The organism is Cupriavidus sp. JZ107, assembly GCF_053903255.1.
On sequence record NZ_CP096480.1, the window covers coordinates 702,836 to 723,738 of the forward strand.

General features: G+C 70.8%; 17 protein-coding genes and 1 pseudogene. 6 read left to right on the forward strand and 12 right to left on the reverse strand.

The features are described 5' to 3' along the window. Positions 1–14: 14 nt before the first annotated feature. Entirely contained in the window at positions 15–1,328 is a 1,314-nt protein-coding gene (locus M1D55_RS02960; protein ID WP_456281060.1) for a diguanylate cyclase, read from the forward strand. A 32-nt stretch (positions 1,329–1,360) separates the two neighbouring features. Here the strand turns inward: M1D55_RS02960 and M1D55_RS02965 are convergent, their stop codons facing one another. Next, positions 1,361–2,272 carry a citryl-CoA lyase gene (locus M1D55_RS02965; RefSeq protein WP_456281061.1) on the reverse strand — a complete coding sequence of 304 codons (912 nt, stop codon included), beginning with the start codon at positions 2,270–2,272 and terminating at the stop codon, positions 1,361–1,363. After that, the gene (locus M1D55_RS02970) at positions 2,269–3,519 is read right to left on the reverse strand and encodes a CaiB/BaiF CoA transferase family protein (RefSeq protein WP_456281062.1); all 1,251 of its coding nucleotides are present in this window, start codon (positions 3,517–3,519) and stop codon (positions 2,269–2,271) included. Before M1D55_RS02970 ends, M1D55_RS02965 begins: the two co-directional genes overlap by 4 nt. A 261-nt stretch (positions 3,520–3,780) precedes the next feature. On the opposite strand from M1D55_RS02970, the gene shc reads away from it, so the two are divergent. Continuing rightward, on the forward strand, positions 3,781–5,862 hold the full coding sequence (gene shc / locus M1D55_RS02975; RefSeq protein WP_456281367.1) for a squalene--hopene cyclase: 2,082 nt from the start codon (positions 3,781–3,783) through the stop codon (positions 5,860–5,862). 56 nt (positions 5,863–5,918) lie between these two features. Next, positions 5,919–6,482: pseudogene (locus tag M1D55_RS02980) on the forward strand (phosphorylase family protein); the annotation flags it as partial. A 101-nt stretch (positions 6,483–6,583) separates the two neighbouring features. Here the strand turns inward: M1D55_RS02980 and M1D55_RS02985 are convergent. Further along, positions 6,584–7,450: an MlaA family lipoprotein gene (locus M1D55_RS02985; protein ID WP_456281368.1), complete on the reverse strand. Its 867-nt coding sequence runs from the start codon at positions 7,448–7,450 to the stop codon at positions 6,584–6,586. Positions 7,451–7,498: 48 nt separating this feature from the next. Beyond that, the gene (hpnN, locus tag M1D55_RS02990; RefSeq protein ID WP_456281063.1) at positions 7,499–10,111 is read right to left on the reverse strand and encodes a hopanoid transporter HpnN; all 2,613 of its coding nucleotides are present in this window, start codon (positions 10,109–10,111) and stop codon (positions 7,499–7,501) included. Between the two features lie 92 nt (positions 10,112–10,203). On the opposite strand from hpnN, the gene M1D55_RS02995 reads away from it, so the two are divergent. Then, positions 10,204–10,845, forward strand: a complete 642-nt coding sequence (locus tag M1D55_RS02995; RefSeq protein WP_064573911.1) for an MlaC/ttg2D family ABC transporter substrate-binding protein — start codon at positions 10,204–10,206, stop codon at positions 10,843–10,845. Positions 10,846–10,856: 11 nt separating this feature from the next. Here the strand turns inward: M1D55_RS02995 and M1D55_RS03000 are convergent, their stop codons facing one another. The 6 genes from M1D55_RS03000 to ispH all read right to left on the reverse strand — a co-directional run bounded on the left by M1D55_RS03000 (position 10,857) and on the right by ispH (position 17,861). Beyond that, on the reverse strand, positions 10,857–11,897 hold the full coding sequence (locus M1D55_RS03000) for a lysylphosphatidylglycerol synthase domain-containing protein (RefSeq protein WP_064573910.1): 1,041 nt from the start codon (positions 11,895–11,897) through the stop codon (positions 10,857–10,859). Next, on the reverse strand, positions 11,894–12,736 hold the full coding sequence (gene hpnK, locus M1D55_RS03005) for a hopanoid biosynthesis-associated protein HpnK (protein WP_456281064.1): 843 nt from the start codon (positions 12,734–12,736) through the stop codon (positions 11,894–11,896). Before hpnK ends, M1D55_RS03000 begins: the two co-directional genes overlap by 4 nt. A 110-nt stretch (positions 12,737–12,846) precedes the next feature. Next, positions 12,847–14,268: a hopanoid biosynthesis associated radical SAM protein HpnJ gene (gene hpnJ / locus M1D55_RS03010; RefSeq protein WP_456281065.1), complete on the reverse strand. Its 1,422-nt coding sequence runs from the start codon at positions 14,266–14,268 to the stop codon at positions 12,847–12,849. Beyond that, entirely contained in the window at positions 14,265–15,656 is a 1,392-nt protein-coding gene (hpnI, locus tag M1D55_RS03015; RefSeq protein WP_456281066.1) for a bacteriohopanetetrol glucosamine biosynthesis glycosyltransferase HpnI, read from the reverse strand. Before hpnI ends, hpnJ begins: the two co-directional genes overlap by 4 nt. A 6-nt stretch (positions 15,657–15,662) precedes the next feature. Then, the gene (gene hpnH / locus M1D55_RS03020) at positions 15,663–16,859 is read right to left on the reverse strand and encodes an adenosyl-hopene transferase HpnH (RefSeq protein ID WP_456281067.1); all 1,197 of its coding nucleotides are present in this window, start codon (positions 16,857–16,859) and stop codon (positions 15,663–15,665) included. A 66-nt stretch (positions 16,860–16,925) separates the two neighbouring features. Continuing rightward, the gene (ispH, locus tag M1D55_RS03025) at positions 16,926–17,861 is read right to left on the reverse strand and encodes a 4-hydroxy-3-methylbut-2-enyl diphosphate reductase (RefSeq protein WP_232207039.1); all 936 of its coding nucleotides are present in this window, start codon (positions 17,859–17,861) and stop codon (positions 16,926–16,928) included. Positions 17,862–18,038: 177 nt separating this feature from the next. Between ispH and hpnA the strand changes: the two genes are divergently transcribed. After that, positions 18,039–19,040, forward strand: a complete 1,002-nt coding sequence (gene hpnA / locus M1D55_RS03030; protein WP_456281068.1) for a hopanoid-associated sugar epimerase — start codon at positions 18,039–18,041, stop codon at positions 19,038–19,040. A 76-nt stretch (positions 19,041–19,116) separates the two neighbouring features. Here hpnA and M1D55_RS03035 read toward each other — a convergent pair whose 3' ends face one another. After that, complete coding sequence (locus M1D55_RS03035) at positions 19,117–19,593, reverse strand: hypothetical protein (RefSeq protein ID WP_023265132.1); 477 nt, start codon at positions 19,591–19,593, stop codon at positions 19,117–19,119. A 252-nt stretch (positions 19,594–19,845) separates the two neighbouring features. Here M1D55_RS03035 and M1D55_RS03040 point away from each other — a divergent pair, with 252 nt between their 5' ends. Continuing rightward, positions 19,846–20,184 (forward strand): hypothetical protein, encoded by a 339-nt coding sequence (locus M1D55_RS03040; RefSeq protein ID WP_232207036.1) that lies wholly within the window; start codon positions 19,846–19,848, stop codon positions 20,182–20,184. 57 nt (positions 20,185–20,241) lie between these two features. Here the strand turns inward: M1D55_RS03040 and M1D55_RS03045 are convergent, their stop codons facing one another. Next, positions 20,242–20,838: a lipocalin family protein gene (locus M1D55_RS03045; protein WP_456281069.1), complete on the reverse strand. Its 597-nt coding sequence runs from the start codon at positions 20,836–20,838 to the stop codon at positions 20,242–20,244. Positions 20,839–20,903 lie beyond the last annotated feature (65 nt).

A 20,903-nucleotide genomic window follows, 5' to 3' on the forward strand; every position in this document is an offset into this window, starting at 1 on the left:
TTCCGAGGGATACCGTGCAGCTAGACCAGCACAGCATTGTGATCGTCATGATGGTGGTGTTTTCGAGCACGCTGCTGATCTCGACGGGCCTTGTGTTCGCGCTGATCCGCACCGATGCCGGCCGCCTATGGGCCGGCGGCCATCTGGTGCTGTCGGCCGGCGGTCTGGCGCTGACCCTCAATGCGGCCACGGCCCATGTGGTCGAGGTCGGCGCGGTGGCCGCGATGGTCTATCTGGCCGGCAAGCTGACGATCTATGGCGGCGTGCGCGTGCATCAGGGTTTGCCCGGATTCACCCGCATCCAGGGCGCGGCCGTGGTGATCGCCGTCGCCGCCTCGCTCGATGCGCTGACCGGGCCGCAGCCGGTGCTGCAGCTGCATCGGGTTGCCTATGTCGCATTGGCGCTGCTGTCGCTGGCGACCATCCTGGTGCTGCTGCGCTCGCGCGTGCGCCATAGCGAAATCGGGCTGCCGCTGGTGCTGCTGGCCAGCGCGGTCCAGCTGTGCGCGCAGCTCTACGGCGCGGCCGTGGCCTGGCAAAGCGACGGCGCGATTTCCCCGTCGCCGTTCAACGCGGCCAGCCTGACCCACGACGCCACCTATAACGCGGTGGTGGTGCTGGCTCCGCTGGTGGCGACGCTGCTCGGGCTGTTCGGCTTCACCGTGATGGCGCTGGAGCAGGTGATCGCCAACAAGGAGCGGGGCGCCCGCATCGATGGCCTGACGGGCCTGCTCAATCGCGCCGCACTCGACAACGCCGCCAGCCGGCTGATCGTGTCGGCGCTGCGCAACCGGCAGGCGGTCGCCTGCCTGGTCATCGACGTCGATCACTTCAAGCAGGTCAACGATCGCAGCGGCCATCGCGCCGGCGACGCCGTGCTGCAGGCAATCGCCGAGGCGCTGGACAACTCGCGCCGCGCCTCCGATGTGGCCGGCCGCTATGGCGGCGAGGAATTCTGCGTGCTGTGCCCCCATACCGACGAGCATCAGGCGACCGCGCTGGCCCGGCGGATCCTGCGCAAGGTACGGGCGATTCCGTTGCCGGGGCCGGCCGGCAAGTTCGCCAGCGTCAGCATCGGCGTCGCCCAGCTGCGGGACGACGGTTCCGATTCGGTGGGGCTGTGGCAGCAGCTGTTCGGCCATGCCGACCGCGCGCTGTACGAGGCCAAGCGGCGCGGGCGGGATCGCTATGTGCTGGCGTCCACGCTGGAGCGCGAGGAGGCGATGGCGGCGGCCAGCGCCGAACGGCAGGCCGGGGCGTCCGGATTGGAATCCGCCGCGGCCTCGGACATCCCGTTCGAGGCCGATCTCTCCGGCGACGGCCGCTGACGCGCCAGCCGCGAGCTCGACTCGCATACTGACTACCGCTCGCCGTCTGGCGGTTCGCTTCTCGTGTCGCTTCTCGGGCCGCTTCGCGGGTCGCTCGACGGTGTCTCCGGCACATCGCGCGGCGGGTGCCCGTCGTAGGTCCAGATGAATTCGCGCGGCATCGGTCCCTTGTTGCGGCCGCCTTGCTCGGTCTGCTCCCACGCGTGCGCGAGGATGCCGACCGAGCGCGACAGGCAGAACAGCCCGCGCGCCAGCGGCGGCGGGAAACCCAGCTCGGCATAGATCACCGCGGTGGCGCCGTCGATGTTCATCGGTACCGGCCGCGATCGTCCCGCACCGAGTTCGATCTCCACCGCGCGCGCGATCGCGGCGAACCGTCCGCCGACCACGCCGTCCGCCGCGGCCTGGTCGACCAGCTCGAGCAGCCGCGGCGCGCGCGGATCGACCGGATGGAAGCGATGGCCGAAGCCCGAGACATATTTGCCGTACAGCTCGCGCCAGGCCTGCAGGCCGGCGCGCACCGCGTCGGCCAGTGCCAGTCCCGTGTCGACGCGCCCGGCGATGTCCAGATAGAGGGCGACCGCCTGCTCGCCGGCGCCGCCGTGCACGTCGCCAAGCAGATTGACGGCCGACGCCATCGCATTGTTCAGCCCGACGCCGCAGGTCGCCGCCATCCGCGCGACCGCGATGCTGGGCGCCTGTGGGCCATGGTCGACGGCGGACATCAGCGCGGCGTCGAGCAGCGCGGCCTGGCCCGGCGGCGGCAGCTCGCCGCGCAGCATCAGCCAGATCATCTGCGCGAACGACACCCGCCCGATCAGCTGCTCGATCGGATAGCCGCGATAGCGGATCACGCCGGGCTGCATGTCGATGATGGCGCTGTGCCACCAGTCTTGGGCGCGGCGCTGCCCGGCGTCGGGGTTGGCGGGGTCGAATGCGGTCATAGGGCTTGCTCCGCCTGCATGGTGTCGATCTGCTCGGCCGTATAGCCGAGTTCGAGAAGGATGTCGCGCGTGTGCTGGCCCAGCTCGGGCGGCGGCGCATCGACCGCCGGCGTGGCGCCGTCCAGCTTGAAGCCGGTGCGCAGCAGACGCAGGTCGCGCCCGACGCCGGGCGCATCGGCAAACTCGGCGACGAGACCGCGCGCGGCGACCTGCGGATGCGCGAGCGTCTGCGGCACCGTATAGACGGGCCCGGCGGGCACGCCGGCCTGGTTCAGCAGCGGCCACCAATGCGCGGTGGGTTGCCGCGTCAGTTCGGCTTCGAGCTCCCCCTGCAGCGCGGCGCGATGCTGCAGCCGCGCCTGCCGTTCGGCGAAACGGGGGTCGGCCGCCAGCTCCGGCCGGCCGATCACGCGGCAGACCGCCTCGAACTGTTCCTGCTTGTTGGCGGCGATATTGATCAGCCCGTCGCCGGTGCGGAAGGTGCCCGACGGGCTCGCGGTCATGTTGTCGTTGCCCATCGGCGCCGGTTCGCGCCCGGCCACCAGGTAGTTCGACACCACCCAGCCCATCGTCGCCAGCGTCGATTCGAGCATCGACACGTCGATCAGATAGCCCTCGGTGCGGTCGCGGTCGGCCAGCGCCGCGGCCACCGCCAGCGCCGCGGTCAGCCCGCCGACGGTGTCCGAGACCGGATAGCCGACGCGATACGGCGCGGTCTGCGCATCGCCGGTGATGCTCATCACGCCGGCCATGCCCTGGATGATCTGGTCGTAGGCGGGCAGGTCGGCCAGCGGACCGTCCTGGCCAAAGCCCGAGATCGCGCAATAGATCAGCCGCCGGTTGTCCTGCTTCAGCGTGTCGTAGCCGAGCCCCAGCCGCGCCATCACGCCCGGCCGGAAGTTCTCGACCAGCACGTCCGAGTGCTGCACCAGCCGGCGCAGCGCCTGCTTGCCGAGCGGATGCTTCAGGTTCAGCGTGATCGAGCGCTTGCCGGGGTTCTGCGCGAGAAAGGACACGCCCATCAGCCGGCGGTTCAGCTCGGCATCGGCGCCCAGCTGGCGCGCCAGGTCGCCGGTGCCAGGGGTCTCGACCTTGATCACGTCCGCGCCCAGATGCGCGAGCTGGTGGCAGCAGAAGGGGCCGGCCAGCACATTGGTCAGGTCTAGCACGCGGATGCCGCGCAAGGGTTTGCGGGGGGACTGGTGGGCTGACCCGGACGGGTTGCCGTTGGCGGAGTCGGGATTCATTGCGAGTGCGGCAAGTGCGCCGACATTCCATTTATTCTGAACAACAGAACATCGGTCTTTTCAAAGGAACAATGCGTGCCAGCATAGAAGCCCGGGGCCGGGGCTGTCAAGGCGAGCGGGCGGCGCCGGCCCGCTTCTGGCCTGGTTGCTATAATCGCCCGACCCCCAACACCGATCGCGAGTTTTCCCGCGCCGGTCGTGGTCCCGCCCCGGCCGGCTGCCTCGCGATGTCATAGCGTGACGAGGAGTGATGTGGCTGAAATCCAGATCGCGTTGAACGGTTCGCCGTCCGCTGCCGACCCCGTGGCCACCAAGGCTCGGCCCGATTCCGCCGCCTCCCTCGCGCCGTCCTTCCCTTCGTTCCCAGCTTCCACCGACCCGCGTCTCGATGCCGCGATCGCGCACGCCGTCGACGCCTTGATCGCGCGGCAGCGGGCCGACGGCCATTGGGTGTTCGAGCTCGAAGCCGATACCACGATCCCGTCCGAATACGTGCTGCTGGTCCACTATCTGGGCGAGCCGGCCGATGCCGCGCTGGAGGCGCGCATCGGGCGCTATCTGCTGCGCCGGCAGAACGCAGACGGCGGCTGGCCGCTGTTTCATGGCGGCGCGTCCGATACCAGCGCCTCCGTCAAGGCGTACTTCGCGCTGAAGATGATCGGCGAGCCGGTCGACGCGCCGGCGATGCGGCGCGCGCGCGAGCGCATCCTGGCGCTGGGCGGGGCCGAAGCGAGCAATGTGTTCACCCGCACGCTGCTGGCGCTGTATGGCGTGATGCCGTGGCGCGCGGTGCCGCTGATGCCGGTCGAGATCATGCTGCTGCCGCTGTGGTTTCCGTTTCATCTGTCGAAGATCTCGTACTGGGCGCGCACCGTGATCGTGCCGCTGCTGGTGCTGAACACGCTGCGCCCCTGCGCGCGCAATCCGCGCCGCGTCGGCATCGACGAACTGTTTCGCCGGCCCAGCCAGGCCGCGCGGATGCCGGGCAGGGCGCCGCATCAGAGCCGCTTCTGGTATGCGGTGTTCCGCGGCGTCGATGTCGCGCTGCGCGTGCTCGAGCCCTTGTCGCCGCGCCCGATGCGTCAGCGGGCCATCGAGCGCGCCGAGCAGTTCGTGCGCGAGCGCCTGAACGGCGACGATGGCCTGGGTGCGATTTTTCCCGCGATGGTCAATGCGGTGATGATGTTCGACGCGCTCGGCGTGCCGCGCGACGAGCCGGCGGCCGCGCAGGCGCGCGCGGCGCTGGACCGGCTGCTGGTCGAGCATGGCGACGAAGGGGGTGAGGCGTACTGCCAGCCGTGCTTTTCGCCGGTGTGGGACACCTCGCTGGCCTGCCATGCAATGCTCGAAGCCGGTGGCGAGCGCGCGCAGGCGGCGGCGCGGCGGGCGCTCGACTGGCTGCTGCCGTTGCAGGTGCTCGACGTACGCGGCGACTGGACCGTGCGCCGGCCCGGTCTGCGTCCCGGCGGCTGGGCCTTCCAGTATGCCAATCCCCACTATCCGGATGTCGACGATACCGCCGTGGTGGCGATGGCGCTCGATCGCGCCGCGCGCGGCGATGCGCGCTGGCAGGGCCGCGTCGAGCCCGCGCTGGCGCGGGCCCGCGAATGGATCGAAGGCATGCAAAGCAGCGACGGCGGCTGGGGCGCGTTCGAACCGGAGAACACGCACAGTCACCTGAACAGCATCCCGTTCGCCGATCATGGCGCGCTGCTCGACCCGCCGACCGCCGACGTGTCGGCGCGCTGCCTGTCGATGCTGGCGCAGTTGGGCCAATTGCCTGCAAACAGCCGCGCCGCCGCGCAGGCGCTGCGCTATCTGCTGGGCGAGCAGGAGGCCAACGGCAGCTGGTATGGACGCTGGGGTACCAACTACCTGTATGGCACCTGGAGCGCGCTGTGCGCGCTGCAGGCGGCGGGGCTTGGGCCCGAGGCGGCGCCGGTCCGCCGCGCCGCGCAATGGCTGCTGTCGGTGCAGAACGACGACGGCGGCTGGGGCGAGGACGGCAGCAGCTACCGGCTCGACTACCGCGGCCATGAGAGCGCGCCGAGCACGCCGTCGCAGACCGCCTGGGCGCTGCTGGGGCTGATGGCGGCCGGCTGCCGCGGTCTGCCGGCGGTCGCGCGCGGTATCGACTATCTGCTGCGCGAGCAGCGCGCCGACGGGCTGTGGGACGAGCAGCATTTCACCGCGGTCGGCTTTCCGCGCGTGTTCTATCTGCGCTATCACGGCTATGCGCGGTATTTCCCGCTGTGGGCGCTGGCGCGATATCGCAATCTCGAGGGCGTCCGCAAACCGGCCGATGCCAACGATGCCGCGGGCCGCATGCCATGGGGCATGTGAGCGAAACCGGCGGCCGCATCGATGCCGGCGCGCCGCGCTGGCTCGTCGTCACCGGCATGGCCTTCGAGGCGCGGCTGCTGTCATGGCCAGGCGCGACGACGCTGAGCGGTCTGCGCGGCGATGCGCTGGATGCCGCGCTGAATGCCGCGATGATCGCTGCCTTGCATGACGACGCAGGATCGGCGCCGCGCTATGCGGGGCTGATCAGCTTCGGGGTGGCGGGCGGGCTCGACCCCGCGCTGCCGGCTGGCAGCGTGATCGTGGCCGATGCCGTCGCCACGCAAGGTTCGCGCTTCGACGCCGATGCCCGCTGGTCCAGCGCGATTCGACTGGCATTGCCCGCGGCCGTCGGCGGAACCATCGCGGGCGTCGATACGCCGGCCGCGGCCGTTGCCGACAAACGGGCGCTGCATGCGGCGACCGGCGCGGTGGCGGTCGACATGGAATCGCACCGGATCGCCGCCGCGGCGCGCGCGGCGGGGCTGCCTTTCGTCGTGTGCCGGGCGATCGCCGATCCGGCGGGGCGGCGCATTCCGCCGGCCGCACTGGCCGCGTTCGGCGCGGATGGCGGCATCGCGATGCGCGCGCTATGCGCAAGCGTGCTCAAGCAACCCGCGCAATTGCGCGAACTGCTGCGGCTTGCCGGCGATACCGCCGCGGCGCGACGGGGATTGCGCCGGCTGGCGGCCACACTGCGGTGCTCGGCGGGTCGATCGCGCGATCATGGGGCGGCGGGAGCCGGAGCAGGGACCGAGCCCGGTGCGTCGGTCGATGGCGAAGCGCCGCCCGCCGCGCCGTCTCCTTCGTCTCCTTCGTCGCGGTCGTCGCCGTCATCGCCATAGTCGGGCAGATCGCCTGCCTCGCCGCCGCGCAGCCGCTGGCGGCGCTGCTGCAGATAGGCGTCGCGCACGAAGCTGTATTTGTCCAGCGCGGCCTGCTCCAGCAGGCTGGTGGCATCGAGCAGATTGGTGCGCGTATTGACGAACTGCAGCGCGAACAGGCTGTTGCGCCAGGCCGGGTCCATGTAGGTGACCGGATCGGTGAACACGTCCCCGGCCATGCCGATGCCGTCGCGCACGGTGCTGGGCCCGAACAGCGGCAGCACCAGATACGGGCCCGACGGCACGCCCCAGGTGCCCAGCGTCAGGCCAAGGTCCTGCGGATGTCGCGGGAGCCCGGCCGGCGTGGCGATATCGATCAGTCCGCCCAGGCCCAGCACGGTATTGATCGCGACCCGCATCACGCTCTCGGCCGCCGCGACGCCCTTGCCCTGCAGCAGGTTGTTGATCGCGTTGCCGACGTCGCCGACGTTGTTGAACACATTGGTCACCGCGGTGCGCACCGGCTGCGGCGTGACGCGGCGATAGCCCTTGGCGACCGGCACGGCGACATAGGTGTCGATCTTGTCGTTGACCGTATAGATCGCGCGGTTCATCGGTTCCAGCGGATCGGCCGGGTTGGCGTTGGGCCCGGTCGCGCAGGCACCGCAACACAGCGCGGCGAGCGGCACCAGCGGGACCAGCCGGCGCAGCAGTAATGGAGCGGGCGAAGGAGACGAAGGAGACGAAGGGGGCGAGGGCTCTGGCATGGCGATCATGGTGGCGTCGTGGTCGGTCCGTCCGCGGTCCAGGACAATTCAGCGCGACTGGCGCGGCCGTCCCATCAGGATAGGCTGGAAAAACACCGCGCCGGCCAGCGTGCAGACCAGCGACAGCGCCAGCAGCTTGCCCATGCTGGCGGTGCCGGCATGGTTGGACAGCCACAGGCTGCCGAACGCGGTCGCGGTGGTGGCCGCGCTGAACAGTACCGCATGGGTCAGGCTCGACTGCAGCAGGCCGGTCTTGCCCTCGCGCCATGCGATCACATAGTAGATCTTGAAGGCAACGCCGATGCCAAGCAGCAACGGCAGCGCGATCACGTTGGCAAAGTTCAGCGCGATGCCGAACACCACGCACAGCTCGAGCGTCAGCACCGCCGAGACCAGCAGCGGCACCAGCGTGCGCAGCACGTCGCCGAAGCGGCGCAGCGTCAGCCACAGCAGCACCGCGATCGACAACACCGCCCAGGCGCCGGCCTGTGCGAACGCGCTCAGGATGGTGTGTGCCGAGCCGCGCACCGCGATCGGCCCGCCGGTGGCCTCCGGCGCGATCGCCAGTACCGTGGGAACGAAGACATCGAGCGCCGCCTCGCGCGCGCGTTCGCCGGGCGGCAGGCGCGGGCTGACGGTGACCAGCGCGCGGCCGTCGGGCGTCAGCCAGTCGCGCACCAGCTCGCGCGGCAGCGAGTCGACGCTGACGCGCTCGGCCTGCAGCGCCTGCGCCAGGCCCGCCAGTCCCAGGCGCAGCGGCAGGGCGATCGCGCGTTCGGCGCGGTCGCGGGTCGCCGCATCGGCATCGGCCAGCTTGCGCAGCGCCTGGGCCAGCCGCCGTGCCTCGGTCACGCCGGCGGCCGGCGTGGTGCCCGGCGCCGAGCGGGCGTTCGCAGCCAGCTCGAGCTGGGCCGCGGTCCGGCGCAGCGCGGCCACGCGTAGCGGGTCGGTAGACGGCGGCGCGGCCGGCTGCGTCAGCGCCGGCAGCAGCGCCTGCGCGGCCGATGCGATCAGGGGAAGCTTCGCGTCCTGATCGGCCGGCACGAAGCTGTCGAGCGTGGCGACGCGCGCCACCTCGGGCCGTGCCGACAGCCGCGCCGCCAGCGCACGCGCCTGCTGCAGCGACGGCGCCAGCACGCTGACATCCTCGGTGCCCGCCTGCGGCGCGTCCTTCAGCGCCCGCAGCGTCGCCATCGATTCGGAGGCGGGGTCCTTCAGGTTCAGCGGATCGAAATCGAAGCGCAGCTGCGTCAGCAGCGGCGAGGCGGCCACGATGACACCGCAGGTGACCCACAGCACCGGCTTGCGATGGCGCTCGAAGAAGTCGTCGGCGGGCGCGAGCCAGCGGATGCCCGGCGCGACCGTCTCGCCATTGGGCTGCAGCACGCGGATCAGCGCCGGCAGCAGCGTGACCGTGGTGAAGAACGCGACGAACATGCCGACGCCGGCGATCAGCCCCAGCTCGGCCACGCCGCGATAGTCGGTCGGCAGGAAGGCGAAGAACGCCGCGGCCGTGGCCGCCGCCGCCAGCGACAGCGGAATCGCCAGCGCCTGGGCGGTATGGGCCAGCGCCGTCACGATATGGTCGCGATCGTGGCGCTCGGCCCGGTAGCGCACGCCGAACTGGATGCCGAAGTCCACGCCGAGGCCGACGAACAGTACGGCGAACGCGACCGAGATCATGTTCAGCGCGCCGACCATCGCCAGACCCAGCGCCGCCGTGACGGCCAGGCCCGCGAACAGGCTCAGCAGCACGGCGACGATCAGCCGCGCCGAACGCAGCGCCAGCCACAGGATCAGGATCACCACCAGCACCGTCACCGCGCCGTTCAGCGCGGCGCCGTCGGCCACCGAGGCGAACTCGTCGTCGGCCAGCGCCTGCGGCCCGGTCAGCCGCACCTCGGCCGCGTAGCGCTGCGCCAGTTGCAGCTGCGCCGCGCTGGCGCGGATCGCCGCCGAGGCATCGGCGCCGGCCTGCAGGTCGCCGTAATCGAGTACGGGGCTGACCGCGACGAAGGCCAGCGCCGGTCCGGCCGCGGGCGTCGGGTCGGCCAGCGTGCGCCAGGACAGCGCCGCCGGCCGGCCCGCCAGCACCTGTTCCAGCGTCATCGCACTGCGCGCGAGCAGCGGCGCCATCTGTGCCAGCGTGACCTGACCCATCTGCAGCGGCAGGCCAAGCGAGACCGACAGCGTATCGGCCAGCCCGCGCAGGCTCGGATCGCGCGCCAGCGCGTTCAGCAGCGGGCGCGCATCGCTCAGGTCGCGCGTCAGCCGGGCCAGCGCCGGCGTATCGACGAACAGCAGGCCGTTGCGCGCGAAGAAGGCGCCGCCGCCGGGCTGGCGCACCGCCTCGAAGTGCGACGGCTGTTCGCGCAAGGACTGCGCCAGCGCATTGGCGGCGGCCTCGGCCAGCTCGGGGACCGGTGCCTGCACGACCGCCAGGATCAGGCGATCGCGGTCGGGGAAGGCCTGGTTCAGCGCGGCATCGTAGCGCGCCCAGGGCGCGTCGAGATCGAGCAGCCGGCCGATATCGGTATTGATCGCGAAGTGCCGCGCCGCGTACCAGCCGCTGCCGGCGCAGACCACGGCCGCCAGCGCGATGGTCAGCCAGGCGCGCGCCGTCGCCAGCATCACCAGGCGGGTGATGGCCGCGGTCAGCATGTCGGCAAGGCGTTGCCAGCCGGCGCTGCAACGGCCGCCGCCGCGGGGCTATACTCGATCGCTCGCCTTGCCATGCAGCCGGATTGCCGATCATGTTCCATATCCGTCCCCATTCGCCGATTCCCGCGCTGGCCATCGCGGTGCCCGCGCTGATCTGTTCGCTGCCTGCCAACGCCGCCGAGCGGGCCGCGCCCGACCGCCAGGTCCGCACCGCCGTCGAAGGCGTGATCGCCGCGGTGCGGTCCGATCGCGCGGCCAGCGCCGGCGACCAGGCCAGCGTCGTGGCCGTGGTGCGGCGCCAGTTCCTTCCGTACACCGATTTCGCGCGCACCACGCGGCTGGCGCTCGGTCCCGCCTGGCGTACCGCCAATCCGGTGCAGCAGCAGCAGCTGGTCGAGCAGTTCCGCACGCTGCTGGTCCACACCTATGCGCTGTCGCTGTCGCAGCTGCGCGGCCAGAACGTCGAGTTCCGCTATACGCCGGCGCAGGCTGGCGCCAATGCCGACGACGTGGTGGTGCGCACCCGCGTGATCACCGCCGGCGACGAGAACCAGATCGACTATCGGCTGCGGCGCGGCGTCGACGGCTGGAAGATCTACGACATCAACATGATGGGCGCCTGGCTGATCGAGGTCTATCGCCGCCAGTTCGCCGACATCGTCGAGCGTGACGGCATCGACGGACTGATCCGCTACCTGACCGACCACAACGCGCGCCAGGCCGGCAGCCGCTGAAGCGCGGCGCCTCATCGCGGACGGCCCCGTGCGGCCGAGCCGGGCTTGCCATGCCGGTCGCGCCAGCGGCGCACCTCGAACCACTGCCACGACAGCAGCGCCGGCACGCCGTACAGGACCTCGCGCGCGCGCCGCACCAGCGCCAGCGACAGCGCGGTCTGCGCGTCGATGCCCAGCAGCTGTCCGAGCAGCATCACCACCGCCTCCTGCACGCCGAGACCGCCTGGCACGAAGAAGGCCATATTGCGCGCGGCCATCGTCAACGACTCGATCGCCAGCGCCTCGCCGAACGACACCGGATGGCCGAGCAGCCGCAGCGCGAACCAGGTCTCGACGGTGCCGGCGGTCAGCCCCAGCAGCTGCCAGACCGCGGCGGCGACCGGCGTGCGCAGGCGTCCCAGCAGCGCGCGGATGCGCTGGTCCAGGCCGGCGCCGAGGTCGGCGCCGGCGATCGCATCGACCATCCGGTGTTCCTCGCCCAGCAGGCGCCGCGCCAGCCGTTCGAGCCGCGCGAACAGCGCGCCATGCCGCAGCGCCAGCGCAAACGCGACAGGCAACGGCAGCGACAGCAGCAGCCCGCCGCCGATCGTCAACGCGCGCTGTTCCTGATGGCCGCCGGGGATCGCGGCGATCAGCAACAGCACGCCGATCACGCAGTACAGGTACTGCGAAAACAGCGTGACCATGACCTCGACGACCACGCTGGCGGTGACCGCGCTGGTGTCGCCGACCTGCAGCCTGCCCAGCCGGATGCCGGCCAGCTCGCCGCCGACATTGGCCGTCGGCAGCAGCCGGTTGACGGCCTCGCGCACGCTGGCGACCCACCACAGGAACAGCATGCCGGGACGGGCCATGGGCGCCGCGGCGCGCAGCAGCCCCTGCCAGGCACGCGCATCGAGCGCGATCGCGACGCCGTGCACCGGCAGCAGCCACAGCAGCGGCCAGCCCGCGCGCGCGACGGTGGCCGCGATCTGGCCCACGCCCTGGTGCACGATCAGTGCGCCCAGCGCGATCAGCCCGATCAGTCCGGCCAGCAGTCCGAGCCGCTTCATCGGGGCCACCCCGGCGACGCGCAGGGCCCGCCGTCGCCGATGCGCGCGGGCAGCTGATCGGCGAAGCCGCCGCGCCGCGGCGCCGCCCGCTCCAGCGCGGTACGCACATGCGGCGACAGCAGCGCGGCCAGCTCGTCGGCATGGCGGTAGCCGCGCATCGACGGCGCGATCCGCTCGCCCGATTCGGTGGCCGGATGCAGATAGAGTTCGCCGACGCCGGGCGGCAGCGCGCGCAGGGCGGCCAGCACGGCCGGTTCGTCCATCGCGCCGCTGCGGGCGATGCCGATCACATAGTCGTTGTGCGCGATGCCGGCGGCATCGAGGCGCCGGCGCAGCAGCGCGAGCCACGGGCGCAGCCACCACGGCGCGCCGGCCTCGCGCGGCAGCCGCATCGCGCGCAGGCCGTAGTCGCGGCCGATGGCGAGGATCAGCGACAACACGGTCGGATGCAGATGGAAATGCTTGTGGGTATTGACGTGATCGAGCGCGAGACCGGTCGCGGCGAAGGCGGCGAACTGCGCGCGGATCTCGGCAGCCAGCTGGCGGCGCACCGAATCGGACAGCACGAAGCGCAGCCCGTCGCGCGCCATCGCGCTGCCGAAGCGGCCGGCGGCGTCGACCAGGTCCGGGATCGCGGCCGGCGGCAGCACCGACGGTCCGTCGGCCAGTACCAGGTGCAGGCCGACACGCAGCGTCGGCAGCCGGTGCGCGCGCGAGACGGCATCGGCCGCGGCCGGCGCCCCGACCATCAGGCTGGCGGCGTCGAGTACGCCGTGCCGATGCGCCTGTTCGACCGCCTCGTTGACCGCCGGATGGAGCCCGAAGTCGTCGGCGGTCACGATCAGCGCGCGTGGCCGCGTGCGGCGCGTTGCCGCGGCGGCGGCCGCCGCGGCCGCTGCGTTCGGTGCGGTCCTTGTCGGTGGCGTGGGCGGGATCGGGCTTGGCAGAATCAGGCCTCGTGGGTATGCAGGAAGCGGAAGAACTCGACGCCCTCGCGCAGCCGGCGCCGCGTCATTTCCCAGCTGCCCATCATTTCGCGGGTGATCTCCCAGATCTTGGACGGCCGGAAATAGAAGCGGCGGTAGAAGGTCTCGACGCCGTGATAGATCTCGTCGCGCGACAGATGCGGATAGCTGATCGCCGCCAGCTGCACGCCGCGATCGTTGACCAGCGGGATCACCTTGTCGTCCGCCAGCCAGCCGTTGTCGAGCGCCTGCCGGTACAGCGCGGTGCCGGGGTAGGGCGCGGCCAGCGAGACCTGGATCGTATGCGGATTGATTTCTTGTGCGAAGGCGATGGTCTTCTCGATGGTCTCGCGCGTCTCGCCAGGCAGGCCGAGGATGAAGGTGCCGTGGATCGTGATGCCGAGCTTGCGGCAGTCCTCGGTGAAGCGCCGCGCGATATCGGTGCGCAGGCCCTTCCTGATGTTCAGCAGGATCTGGTCGTCGCCCGATTCGTAGCCGACCAGCAGCAGCCGCAGGCCGTTGTCCTTCATGATCTTCAGCGTGCTGTAGGGGACGTTGGCCTTGGCATTGCACGACCATGTCACGCCCAGCCTGCCAAGCCCGCGCGCGATCTCTTCCACGCGCGGCTTGAAGTCGGTGAAGGTGTCGTCGTCGAACATGATCTCGCGCACCTCCGGCATATTGCGCCGGATCCATTCGACCTCGGCCAGCACGTTCTCGGGCGACCGCACGCGGTAGCGATGGCCGCCGACCGTCTGCGGCCACAGGCAGAACGTGCAGCGCGAGCGGCAGCCGCGGCCGGTGTAGATCGAGACATAGGGGTGCAGCAGATAGCCGATGAAGTAGTTGCGAATGTTCAGGTCGCGCCGGTAGACCGGCGAGACGAACGGCAGCGCGTCCATGTCCTCGATCATCGGACGCGGCGGGTTGTGTTCAATCGCGCCATCGGGGGCGCGATAGCTGAGCCCGGCGATCCGCGGCAACGGCAGGCCGGCGGCGACGTCGCGGCAGGTGTAGTCGAATTCCTCGCGGCAGACGAAGTCGATCGCCTCGCTGGCGGCCAGCGTGCCGCCGGGGTCGACCGCGGCCTTGGCGCCGACCATGCCGAGCCGGATGGCCGGATAGCGTGCCTTCAGCGCCTGCGCGAAACGTACGTCGGCCGGGAACGACGGCGTGCTGGTATGCACGATCACCAGTTCGTATTGGCCGGCGATGGCCAGCGTCTGCTCAAGGTTCAGGCCGTCGGCCGGTGCGTCGAGCAGGCGGCTGTCCGGCACCAGCGCCGCCGGTTGCGCCAGCCAGGTCGGATACCAGAACGAGCGGATCTCGCGCCTGGCCTGATAGCGCGACCCGGCACCGCCATCGAAGCCATCGAAGGACGGCGCTTGCAGGAACAGGGTCTTCATCGGGGCCTCCGTGAGACGGAAGGGTGTTGCGGTCGCGGGCTTGTTTTCTTTGCGTGGGCTGGCCCTCTCCCGCAGCCCCTCTCCCGCAAGCGGGAGAGGGGAGCAAACCTCGAGCCAGAAGACGAGTTCCCGATGTTCTCCCCTCTCCCACCTGCGGGAGAGGAGGCGGGGGAGAGGGCAGCAAACCGCTGCTTCGGAGACGGGCCACTGGTGTTCTCCCCGCTCCCACCTGTGGGAGAGGGGCCGGGGGAGAGGGCAGCGGCGCTCGCCATCCCATCGCGCGTCCACTCGATCGCAAGACGCGCACCGCGCCAGCGCACCTGCCGTCCCGCCATCGCGACCGTCCATTCGAGCAGCAGCAGCGCATCGCGCCACGGCGCGCGCAGCGCCGCGCCGGCATCGCGGCAGCGCGCCGAGCGGGCCAGCACCCCGAGCACGGCCAGCAGCGCGACCGCATGCGAGGACGCCAGCAGCAGCCCCAACACCAGCATCGGCCAGGTGAAGGTCAGAAAGACCAGCGCGAAGCCGGCCGGATCGAGCGCGCGCAGCGTCCGCAGCCAGCGCAATTCGTGAGACCACAGCGCGCGCGGCGTGGTTTCCGCGATATCGGTGCGGACCTCGACGTCCGACAGCACGGTAAGCAGCCCTTGCCGGCGGGTCAGCTCGCCGAGCCAGTAGTCGTCGGCGAGCCGGTCCGCCACGGCCGCGAAGCCGCCGATCCGCAGCAGCACCTCGTGCCGCAACGCGATGGTCGCGCCGAAGCCGAAGCGCTGGCTGCCGCCCGCCTGCGCGACGCGCACCGCGGGGACGAACCACTCGTCGATGAACTGGGCACCGAGCCGCGCCCATGCGCCACGCAGCGGCCGGCCGCGATACAGGCAGGTCACGATGCCGACGCGCGGATCGGCCAGCGGCGCGGTGACGCGCCGCAGATAGTCGGCGCGCACCGCGATATCGCTGTCCGCGATCACCAGCCGTTCGTGGCGTGCCAGCGGCAGCATCGCGATCAGGTTGGCGACCTTCGGATTGATGGGGGTGACGTTCGGCCGTGCCGCCGCGGGCCCCTGCGCGCCGATCGCCACGGCGATATCGCAGTCGGGGAAGGCGCGCCGCAATCGCTCGACGACCGGCAGCGCGGCATCGTCGGCCTCCGATACGCCGAACACCAGCTGAAAGCGCGGATGGCGCTGCCGGCAGAAGGTCGCGAGATTGCGGTACAGGCGCGGCTCGTCGCCGCACAGCGGCTTGAGCACCGTCACCGGCGCGAGGCCGTCATCGCTTCGCACCAGTGGCGCAGCGATGGGGCGGCGGCTGGCCCACCACGCCGCCGCGGCATAGCCCGATGCCAGCACGGTCAGGATGGCGCCGGCCAGTCTCGCCCAGTCCATGCGCGTTCAATGCAGGGCCGTGGCCCGGCGGTCCGGTTCTGGCGCGCGGGCGGCATGGCCGGAATCGGCCGAATCAGCCGAATCTGCCGCCCCGCGCCGAATCTGCTCGAGCTTGATCTCGACATGGCGCGAGAACACATACTCGGCCGGGCGCTGTCCGTCCAGCGGAATATCGGGCGCCATCGGCCCATCGGTGCGCACGCCGCGCAGCGCCACGCGCATCGCCTTCAGCGGATGCGCGACTGTATCGGCGACCGCGGTGGCCTCGTAGCCGCTGTGCACCATGCAGTTGGCGCATTTCTCATAGTTGCCGGTGCCATAGGCGTCCCAGTCGGTGTCCTCCATCAGCTCTCGAAACGTCGCCGCATAGCCTTCGCCCAGCAGATAGCAGGGACGCTGCCAGCCGAACACGGTGCGCGCGGGATTGCCCCAGGGCGTGCAGCGGTAGGTCTGGTTGCCGGCGAGGAAATCGAGGAACAGCGTCGACTGGCTGAAGGCCCATTGGCGGCCGCGCCGGCCGCGCGCGAGGATGTCGCGGAACAGCTGGCGCGTCCTGCCGCGGTGCAGGAAATGCTGCTGGTCGGGCGCGCGCTCGTAGGCATAGCCCGGCGAGACCGTGATGCCGTCCACGCCCATCGCCTTGACCGAATCGAAGAAGCGGGCGACGCGCTCCGGGTCGGCATCGTTGAACAGCGTGCAATTGATGTTGACCCGAAAGCCGCGCTGCTTGGCGGCGCGGATCGCGGCGACCGCGCGCTCGTAGACGCCAGGCTGGCAGACCGCGCGGTCGTGCATCTCGGGGTCGCCGTCCAGATGCACGGACCAGACGAAGTAGGGGCTCGGCCGGTAGGCGTCGAGCTTCTTCTCCATCAGCAGCGCGTTGGTGCACAGGTAGACGAACTTGCGGCGCGCGACGATGCCCTCGACGATAGCCGGCATCTCCTTGTGCAGCAGCGGCTCGCCGCCGGCGATCGACACCACCGGCGCCCCGCATTCGTCGACCGCCGCCAGGCATTCGTCGAGCGACAGGCGCTGGTTCAGGATGGGCTCGGGGTAGTCGATCTTGCCGCAGCCGGCGCAGGCCAGGTTGCAGCGGAACAGCGGCTCGAGCATCAGCGCGAGCGGATAGCGCCGGCGGCCGGCCAGCCGCTGGCGGACCACATAGGCGCCGACGCGGGCGACCTGGAGCAGGGGGATGGCCAAGGCGCGCTTCCTCCTTCGATGTGGGTGGATGGATGCCTGGGCGGGATCGCGCTGCGCCCGGCGGCTTCAGGCCATCGTGACGCCGGCCAGTTCGGCCGGCAGCCGGAACTGCGCGTTTTCCTCGCGGCCATTCATCGTGCTGACTTCGACCGTGCCCAGCCGGCGCAGCGCGGCCAGCACGTCCTCGACCATCGCCTCCGGCGCCGACGCGCCGGCGGTGATGCCCACCACCGCGGCATCGCGCACCCAGGCCGGGTCGAGCTCACTGCCGTCCGCGATCAGATAGGACGGCACGCCGCTCTCGCTGCCGATCTCGCGCAGACGGTTGGAATTCGAACTGTTGGGCGCGCCGATCACCAGCAGCACGTCGACCTGCGTGGCCAGTTCGCGCACCGCGCTCTGGCGATTCTGCGTGGCATAGCAGATGTCGCGCGTATCGGGTCCGACCAGATCGCGGAAGCGCCGTTCCAGGGCCGCGATGATGCCGCGCGTATCGTCGACGCTCAGCGTGGTCTGCGTGACATAGGCGAGCGGGGTATCGGCGGCCAGGTCCAGCTGCGCGACCTCGGCCTCGTTCTGCACCAGGATCACGCGGCCGGGAATCTGGCCCATGGTGCCGACCACCTCGGGATGGCCGGCATGGCCGATCAGGATCACGATGCGGCCGCTGGCCGCGTATTGCCGGCCCTGGTTGTGGACCTTGATCACCAGCGGGCAGGTCGCGTCGATCGCATGCAGCTGGCGCGTCCGGGCTTCTTCCTCGACGCTGCGCGCGACGCCGTGCGCGCTGAAGATCGTCACCGCGTCGGCCGGCACCTCGTCGAGCTCCTCGACGAAACGCGCGCCCTTGTCGCGCAGGGTGTCGACCACATGGCGATTGTGGACGATCTCGTGCCGCACGTAGACCGGCGCGCCGTGCTTGACCAGCGCGCGATCGACGATCTCGATCGCTCTTACCACGCCCGCGCAGAAGCCGCGCGGCTGAGCCAGAATCACCCGCATGGAGACGTTCCCCCTGGCAATACCCTGTCGACACAGCGCCATCGGTGTCCGGGAAGCGTCGCTTCCCGTCGTACGGTGGTTACTATATACCCGCGTCAGCGCCTCTGCCCGGCGCCAGGGGCGGCACGATCGACCGCCTGATCGACCGCCCGATCGACAGCAACGATGGAGAGCCCGATGGAAAGCATCGACGACGACGTTCTGGTGACCGGCGCATCGGGTTTTCTGGGCTCGGCGGTGGCGCGGCAAGGGCTCGCGCGCGGCTGGCGCGTGCGCGTGCTGGTTCGCGCCGGCAGCCCGTGCGGCAATCTCGAAGGCTTGCCGGTGCGTATCGTCGAGGGCGACATGTGCGACCCGAAATCGGTCGAGCGCGCGATGCGCGGGGTCCGCTATCTGTTCCACGTGGCGGCGGATTACCGGTTGTGGGCGCCCGAGCCCGAGGCCATCGTCCGCACCAATGTGGTCGGCGCCGAGACGATGATGGCGGCGGCCCGGCGCTGCGGCGTCGAGAAGGTCGTCTATACCAGCAGCGTCGCCACACTGCGCGTGCAGGGCGCGGCCGCGCCGGTCACCGAGACCGCCACGCTGTCGCCGCAGCAGGCGATCGGGGCGTACAAGCGCAGCAAGGTGCTGGCCGAGCGCGCGGTCGAACGCGAGATTGCGGGCGGGCTGCCGGCCGTGATCGTCAATCCGTCGACACCGATCGGGCCGCGCGACATCCGGCCTACGCCCACCGGCCGCGTGATCGTCGAAGCGGCCAGCGGGCGCATTCCGGCCTTCGTCGATACCGGCCTCAACCTCGCGCATGTCGACGATGTCGCGCAGGGGCATTGGCTCGCGCTCGAGCGCGGACGCATCGGCGAGCGCTATATCCTCGGCGGCGAGGACGTGCCGCTGCGGCAGATGCTGCGCGATATCGCCGAGCTGACCGGCCGCCGCGGGCCGCTGGTGCCGCTGCCGCGCTGGCCGCTGATCCCGTTCGCGCATCTGTCGGAGGCCATCGCGCGGCGGCGCGGCACCGAGCCGCTGCTGACGGTCGATGGGCTGGCGATGTCGCGCTACCGGATGTACTTCAGCTCGGACAAGGCGCGCCGTGAACTGGACTACCGGCCGCGGCCGTATCGGGACGGGCTGCGCGATGCGGTCGAGTGGTTTCGCGGGGCGGGGTATCTGCGCTGAGACCGGGGGATTCGAGCGCGCCAATGCAGCGGCGGCCCGCAGGCCGCCGTACGCGACGATGATCGTGGGGCCGGACCTACCAGCGCAGCTGCTTGTTGCGCTGCCCGGCGCTCAGCGTGGTGCGCTTGGATTTGCCCTGATAGTCCGCGGTGACCTGGTAAGTGCCCTTCGGCCCCTTGATCAGGCAGCGCGGTCCGGTCGAGCGGAAGTTGGCGACCTGCTTGCCGCCGCGCGACAGCGTGATATCGACATCGGACAGGTATTCGCCGCGCGGGCCTTCGGTCATCAGCAGGCCCATGTCGTAGTTGCGGGCCTCGGCACGCATCGCTTGTTGCTCGTCTTCGGCTACGCCGCCGCAAACATAGGTGAAGGGGCCAGCCGTCTGCGGCGTCAGGTCCGCCGCCAGGGCGGGGACGCTGAAGGCCAGCGCGCCGAGCGCGGCGGCACCGAAGCGGGCGAGGCGACCGGCAGGGCGGTGCGGGTGGCGGGGAGGGTCGGTGCGGCCGGAATGGCCAAGGCAGGACGATTCGGATGCAAGAGTCAGTGTCTTCATCGAGGTTCTCCTGTGACGGGGATAGCCGTTTGACGATGCGAAGGCCGGGTTTGTTCTCGCCTCGCAGGCAATTTGCCGACGGGTTTTCTGCTTTCTTGCCGATCCCGCAAAAGTAGCCGCGACCATCGACGCGCCGCAGCGGACATCCGGACGCGTAATACAGCGTCACAAATGCAACACTTCCCGAGGCCAATATTACGGCGCCGCCGCATACAGTACGCCCATGTTCAACGGTTCCTCAGGGGGACAGCCATGAAACGGATTCTCGCAATGGCCGCTGTGGGCGGTGCCATGCTGGCAGCCAGCGCCGCGGCTCATGCCGGGGTGGACATCCATATCGGCGTCGGCGTGCCCGGCGTGGTGGTCGCGCCGGCCCCGGTCTACCGGCCGGCCCCGGTCTATGCTCCCGCGCCCGTCTATGCGCCGGCCCCGGTCGCCTATGCGCCGGCGCCGGTGGTCGTGGCGCCCCGCCCGGTGGTGGTCGCTCCCGCGCCGGTCCGCTACGGCCCGCCGTATGGCTACGCCCGCGGCTGGCACCGCCACGACGGCTACCGCGAGGCGCGCTGGCGCGACCACGGCCGCTGGCACTGAGCCACGCACGCCGGCTTCGCGATCGGTGCATCGGCGAAGCCGGCGGCTCGGGCTGCCTCAGGCCGGCGCCGCGGGCGCCGGCGCTTCCTGCAGCGTCGCGTGTTCGGTCATCCGCAGCGCGTCGACGTCGTAGCCGAGCTCGGCGACCCGATACAGCAGTTGCGAGCGCAGCGCCGGCTCCGGGTCGCGGGCGCGCGTCAGGATCCACAGATAGCGCCCCGACGGCTCGCCGACGATCGACCAGCTGTAGTCTTCGGCGTGGTCCAGGATCCAGTAGTCGCCGACATAGAACGGTCCGAAGAATGACACCTTGAACTTGGCGTTGCGGCTATCCGGCACCACGCGCGCCTTGCCGCGCGAGATGCGAGGCTTGCCGGTCGCGTCGCGGCCGGCGCGGTTGACGATGTCGAGCAATCCATCCGGCCGCAGGCTGTACTCCGCGGTGACCGCGTCGGCGCCCTGCTCGAAGTGGTTGTCGTAGCGCGCCATCTCGTACCAGCGTCCCAGGTAAGGGTCCAGTTCCACATCCTTGTCCGGCTCGGGCACGTGCGGGTTGCGCACGGGTTCGCGCGAGCGCGCGGCCAGCAGCAGTGCCGCACCAACGCTGGCGACGCCGGCAAGCGTGGCCAGCGTGGTCATGCGAGCCTTGTTCATCTCTGCCTCCTTGGGTCCTTTGGGGTCGGGACATCGGCCAGTCTAGGCAGCGATCAGCGCCGGCG

What these genes read in the sequence shown, in the direction of transcription:
- M1D55_RS02970 (WP_456281062.1), bottom strand. Translation starts at nt 3,519, where the DNA reads ATGAATCCCGACTCCGCCAACGGCAACCCGTCCGGGTCAGCCCACCAG.
- hpnA (WP_456281068.1), top strand. Translation starts at nt 18,039, where the DNA reads ATGGAAAGCATCGACGACGACGTTCTGGTGACCGGCGCATCGGGTTTT.
- hpnN (WP_456281063.1), bottom strand. Translation starts at nt 10,111, where the DNA reads ATGCTGACCGCGGCCATCACCCGCCTGGTGATGCTGGCGACGGCGCGC.
- M1D55_RS03000 (WP_064573910.1), bottom strand. Translation starts at nt 11,897, where the DNA reads ATGAAGCGGCTCGGACTGCTGGCCGGACTGATCGGGCTGATCGCGCTG.
- hpnI (WP_456281066.1), bottom strand. Translation starts at nt 15,656, where the DNA reads ATGGACTGGGCGAGACTGGCCGGCGCCATCCTGACCGTGCTGGCATCG.
- M1D55_RS02985 (WP_456281368.1), bottom strand. Translation starts at nt 7,450, where the DNA reads ATGCCAGAGCCCTCGCCCCCTTCGTCTCCTTCGTCTCCTTCGCCCGCT.
- hpnJ (WP_456281065.1), bottom strand. Translation starts at nt 14,268, where the DNA reads ATGAAGACCCTGTTCCTGCAAGCGCCGTCCTTCGATGGCTTCGATGGC.
- M1D55_RS03040 (WP_232207036.1), top strand. Translation starts at nt 19,846, where the DNA reads ATGAAACGGATTCTCGCAATGGCCGCTGTGGGCGGTGCCATGCTGGCA.
- M1D55_RS03045 (WP_456281069.1), bottom strand. Translation starts at nt 20,838, where the DNA reads ATGAACAAGGCTCGCATGACCACGCTGGCCACGCTTGCCGGCGTCGCC.
- M1D55_RS02995 (WP_064573911.1), top strand. Translation starts at nt 10,204, where the DNA reads ATGTTCCATATCCGTCCCCATTCGCCGATTCCCGCGCTGGCCATCGCG.
- ispH (WP_232207039.1), bottom strand. Translation starts at nt 17,861, where the DNA reads ATGCGGGTGATTCTGGCTCAGCCGCGCGGCTTCTGCGCGGGCGTGGTA.
- M1D55_RS02965 (WP_456281061.1), bottom strand. Translation starts at nt 2,272, where the DNA reads ATGACCGCATTCGACCCCGCCAACCCCGACGCCGGGCAGCGCCGCGCC.
- M1D55_RS03035 (WP_023265132.1), bottom strand. Translation starts at nt 19,593, where the DNA reads ATGAAGACACTGACTCTTGCATCCGAATCGTCCTGCCTTGGCCATTCC.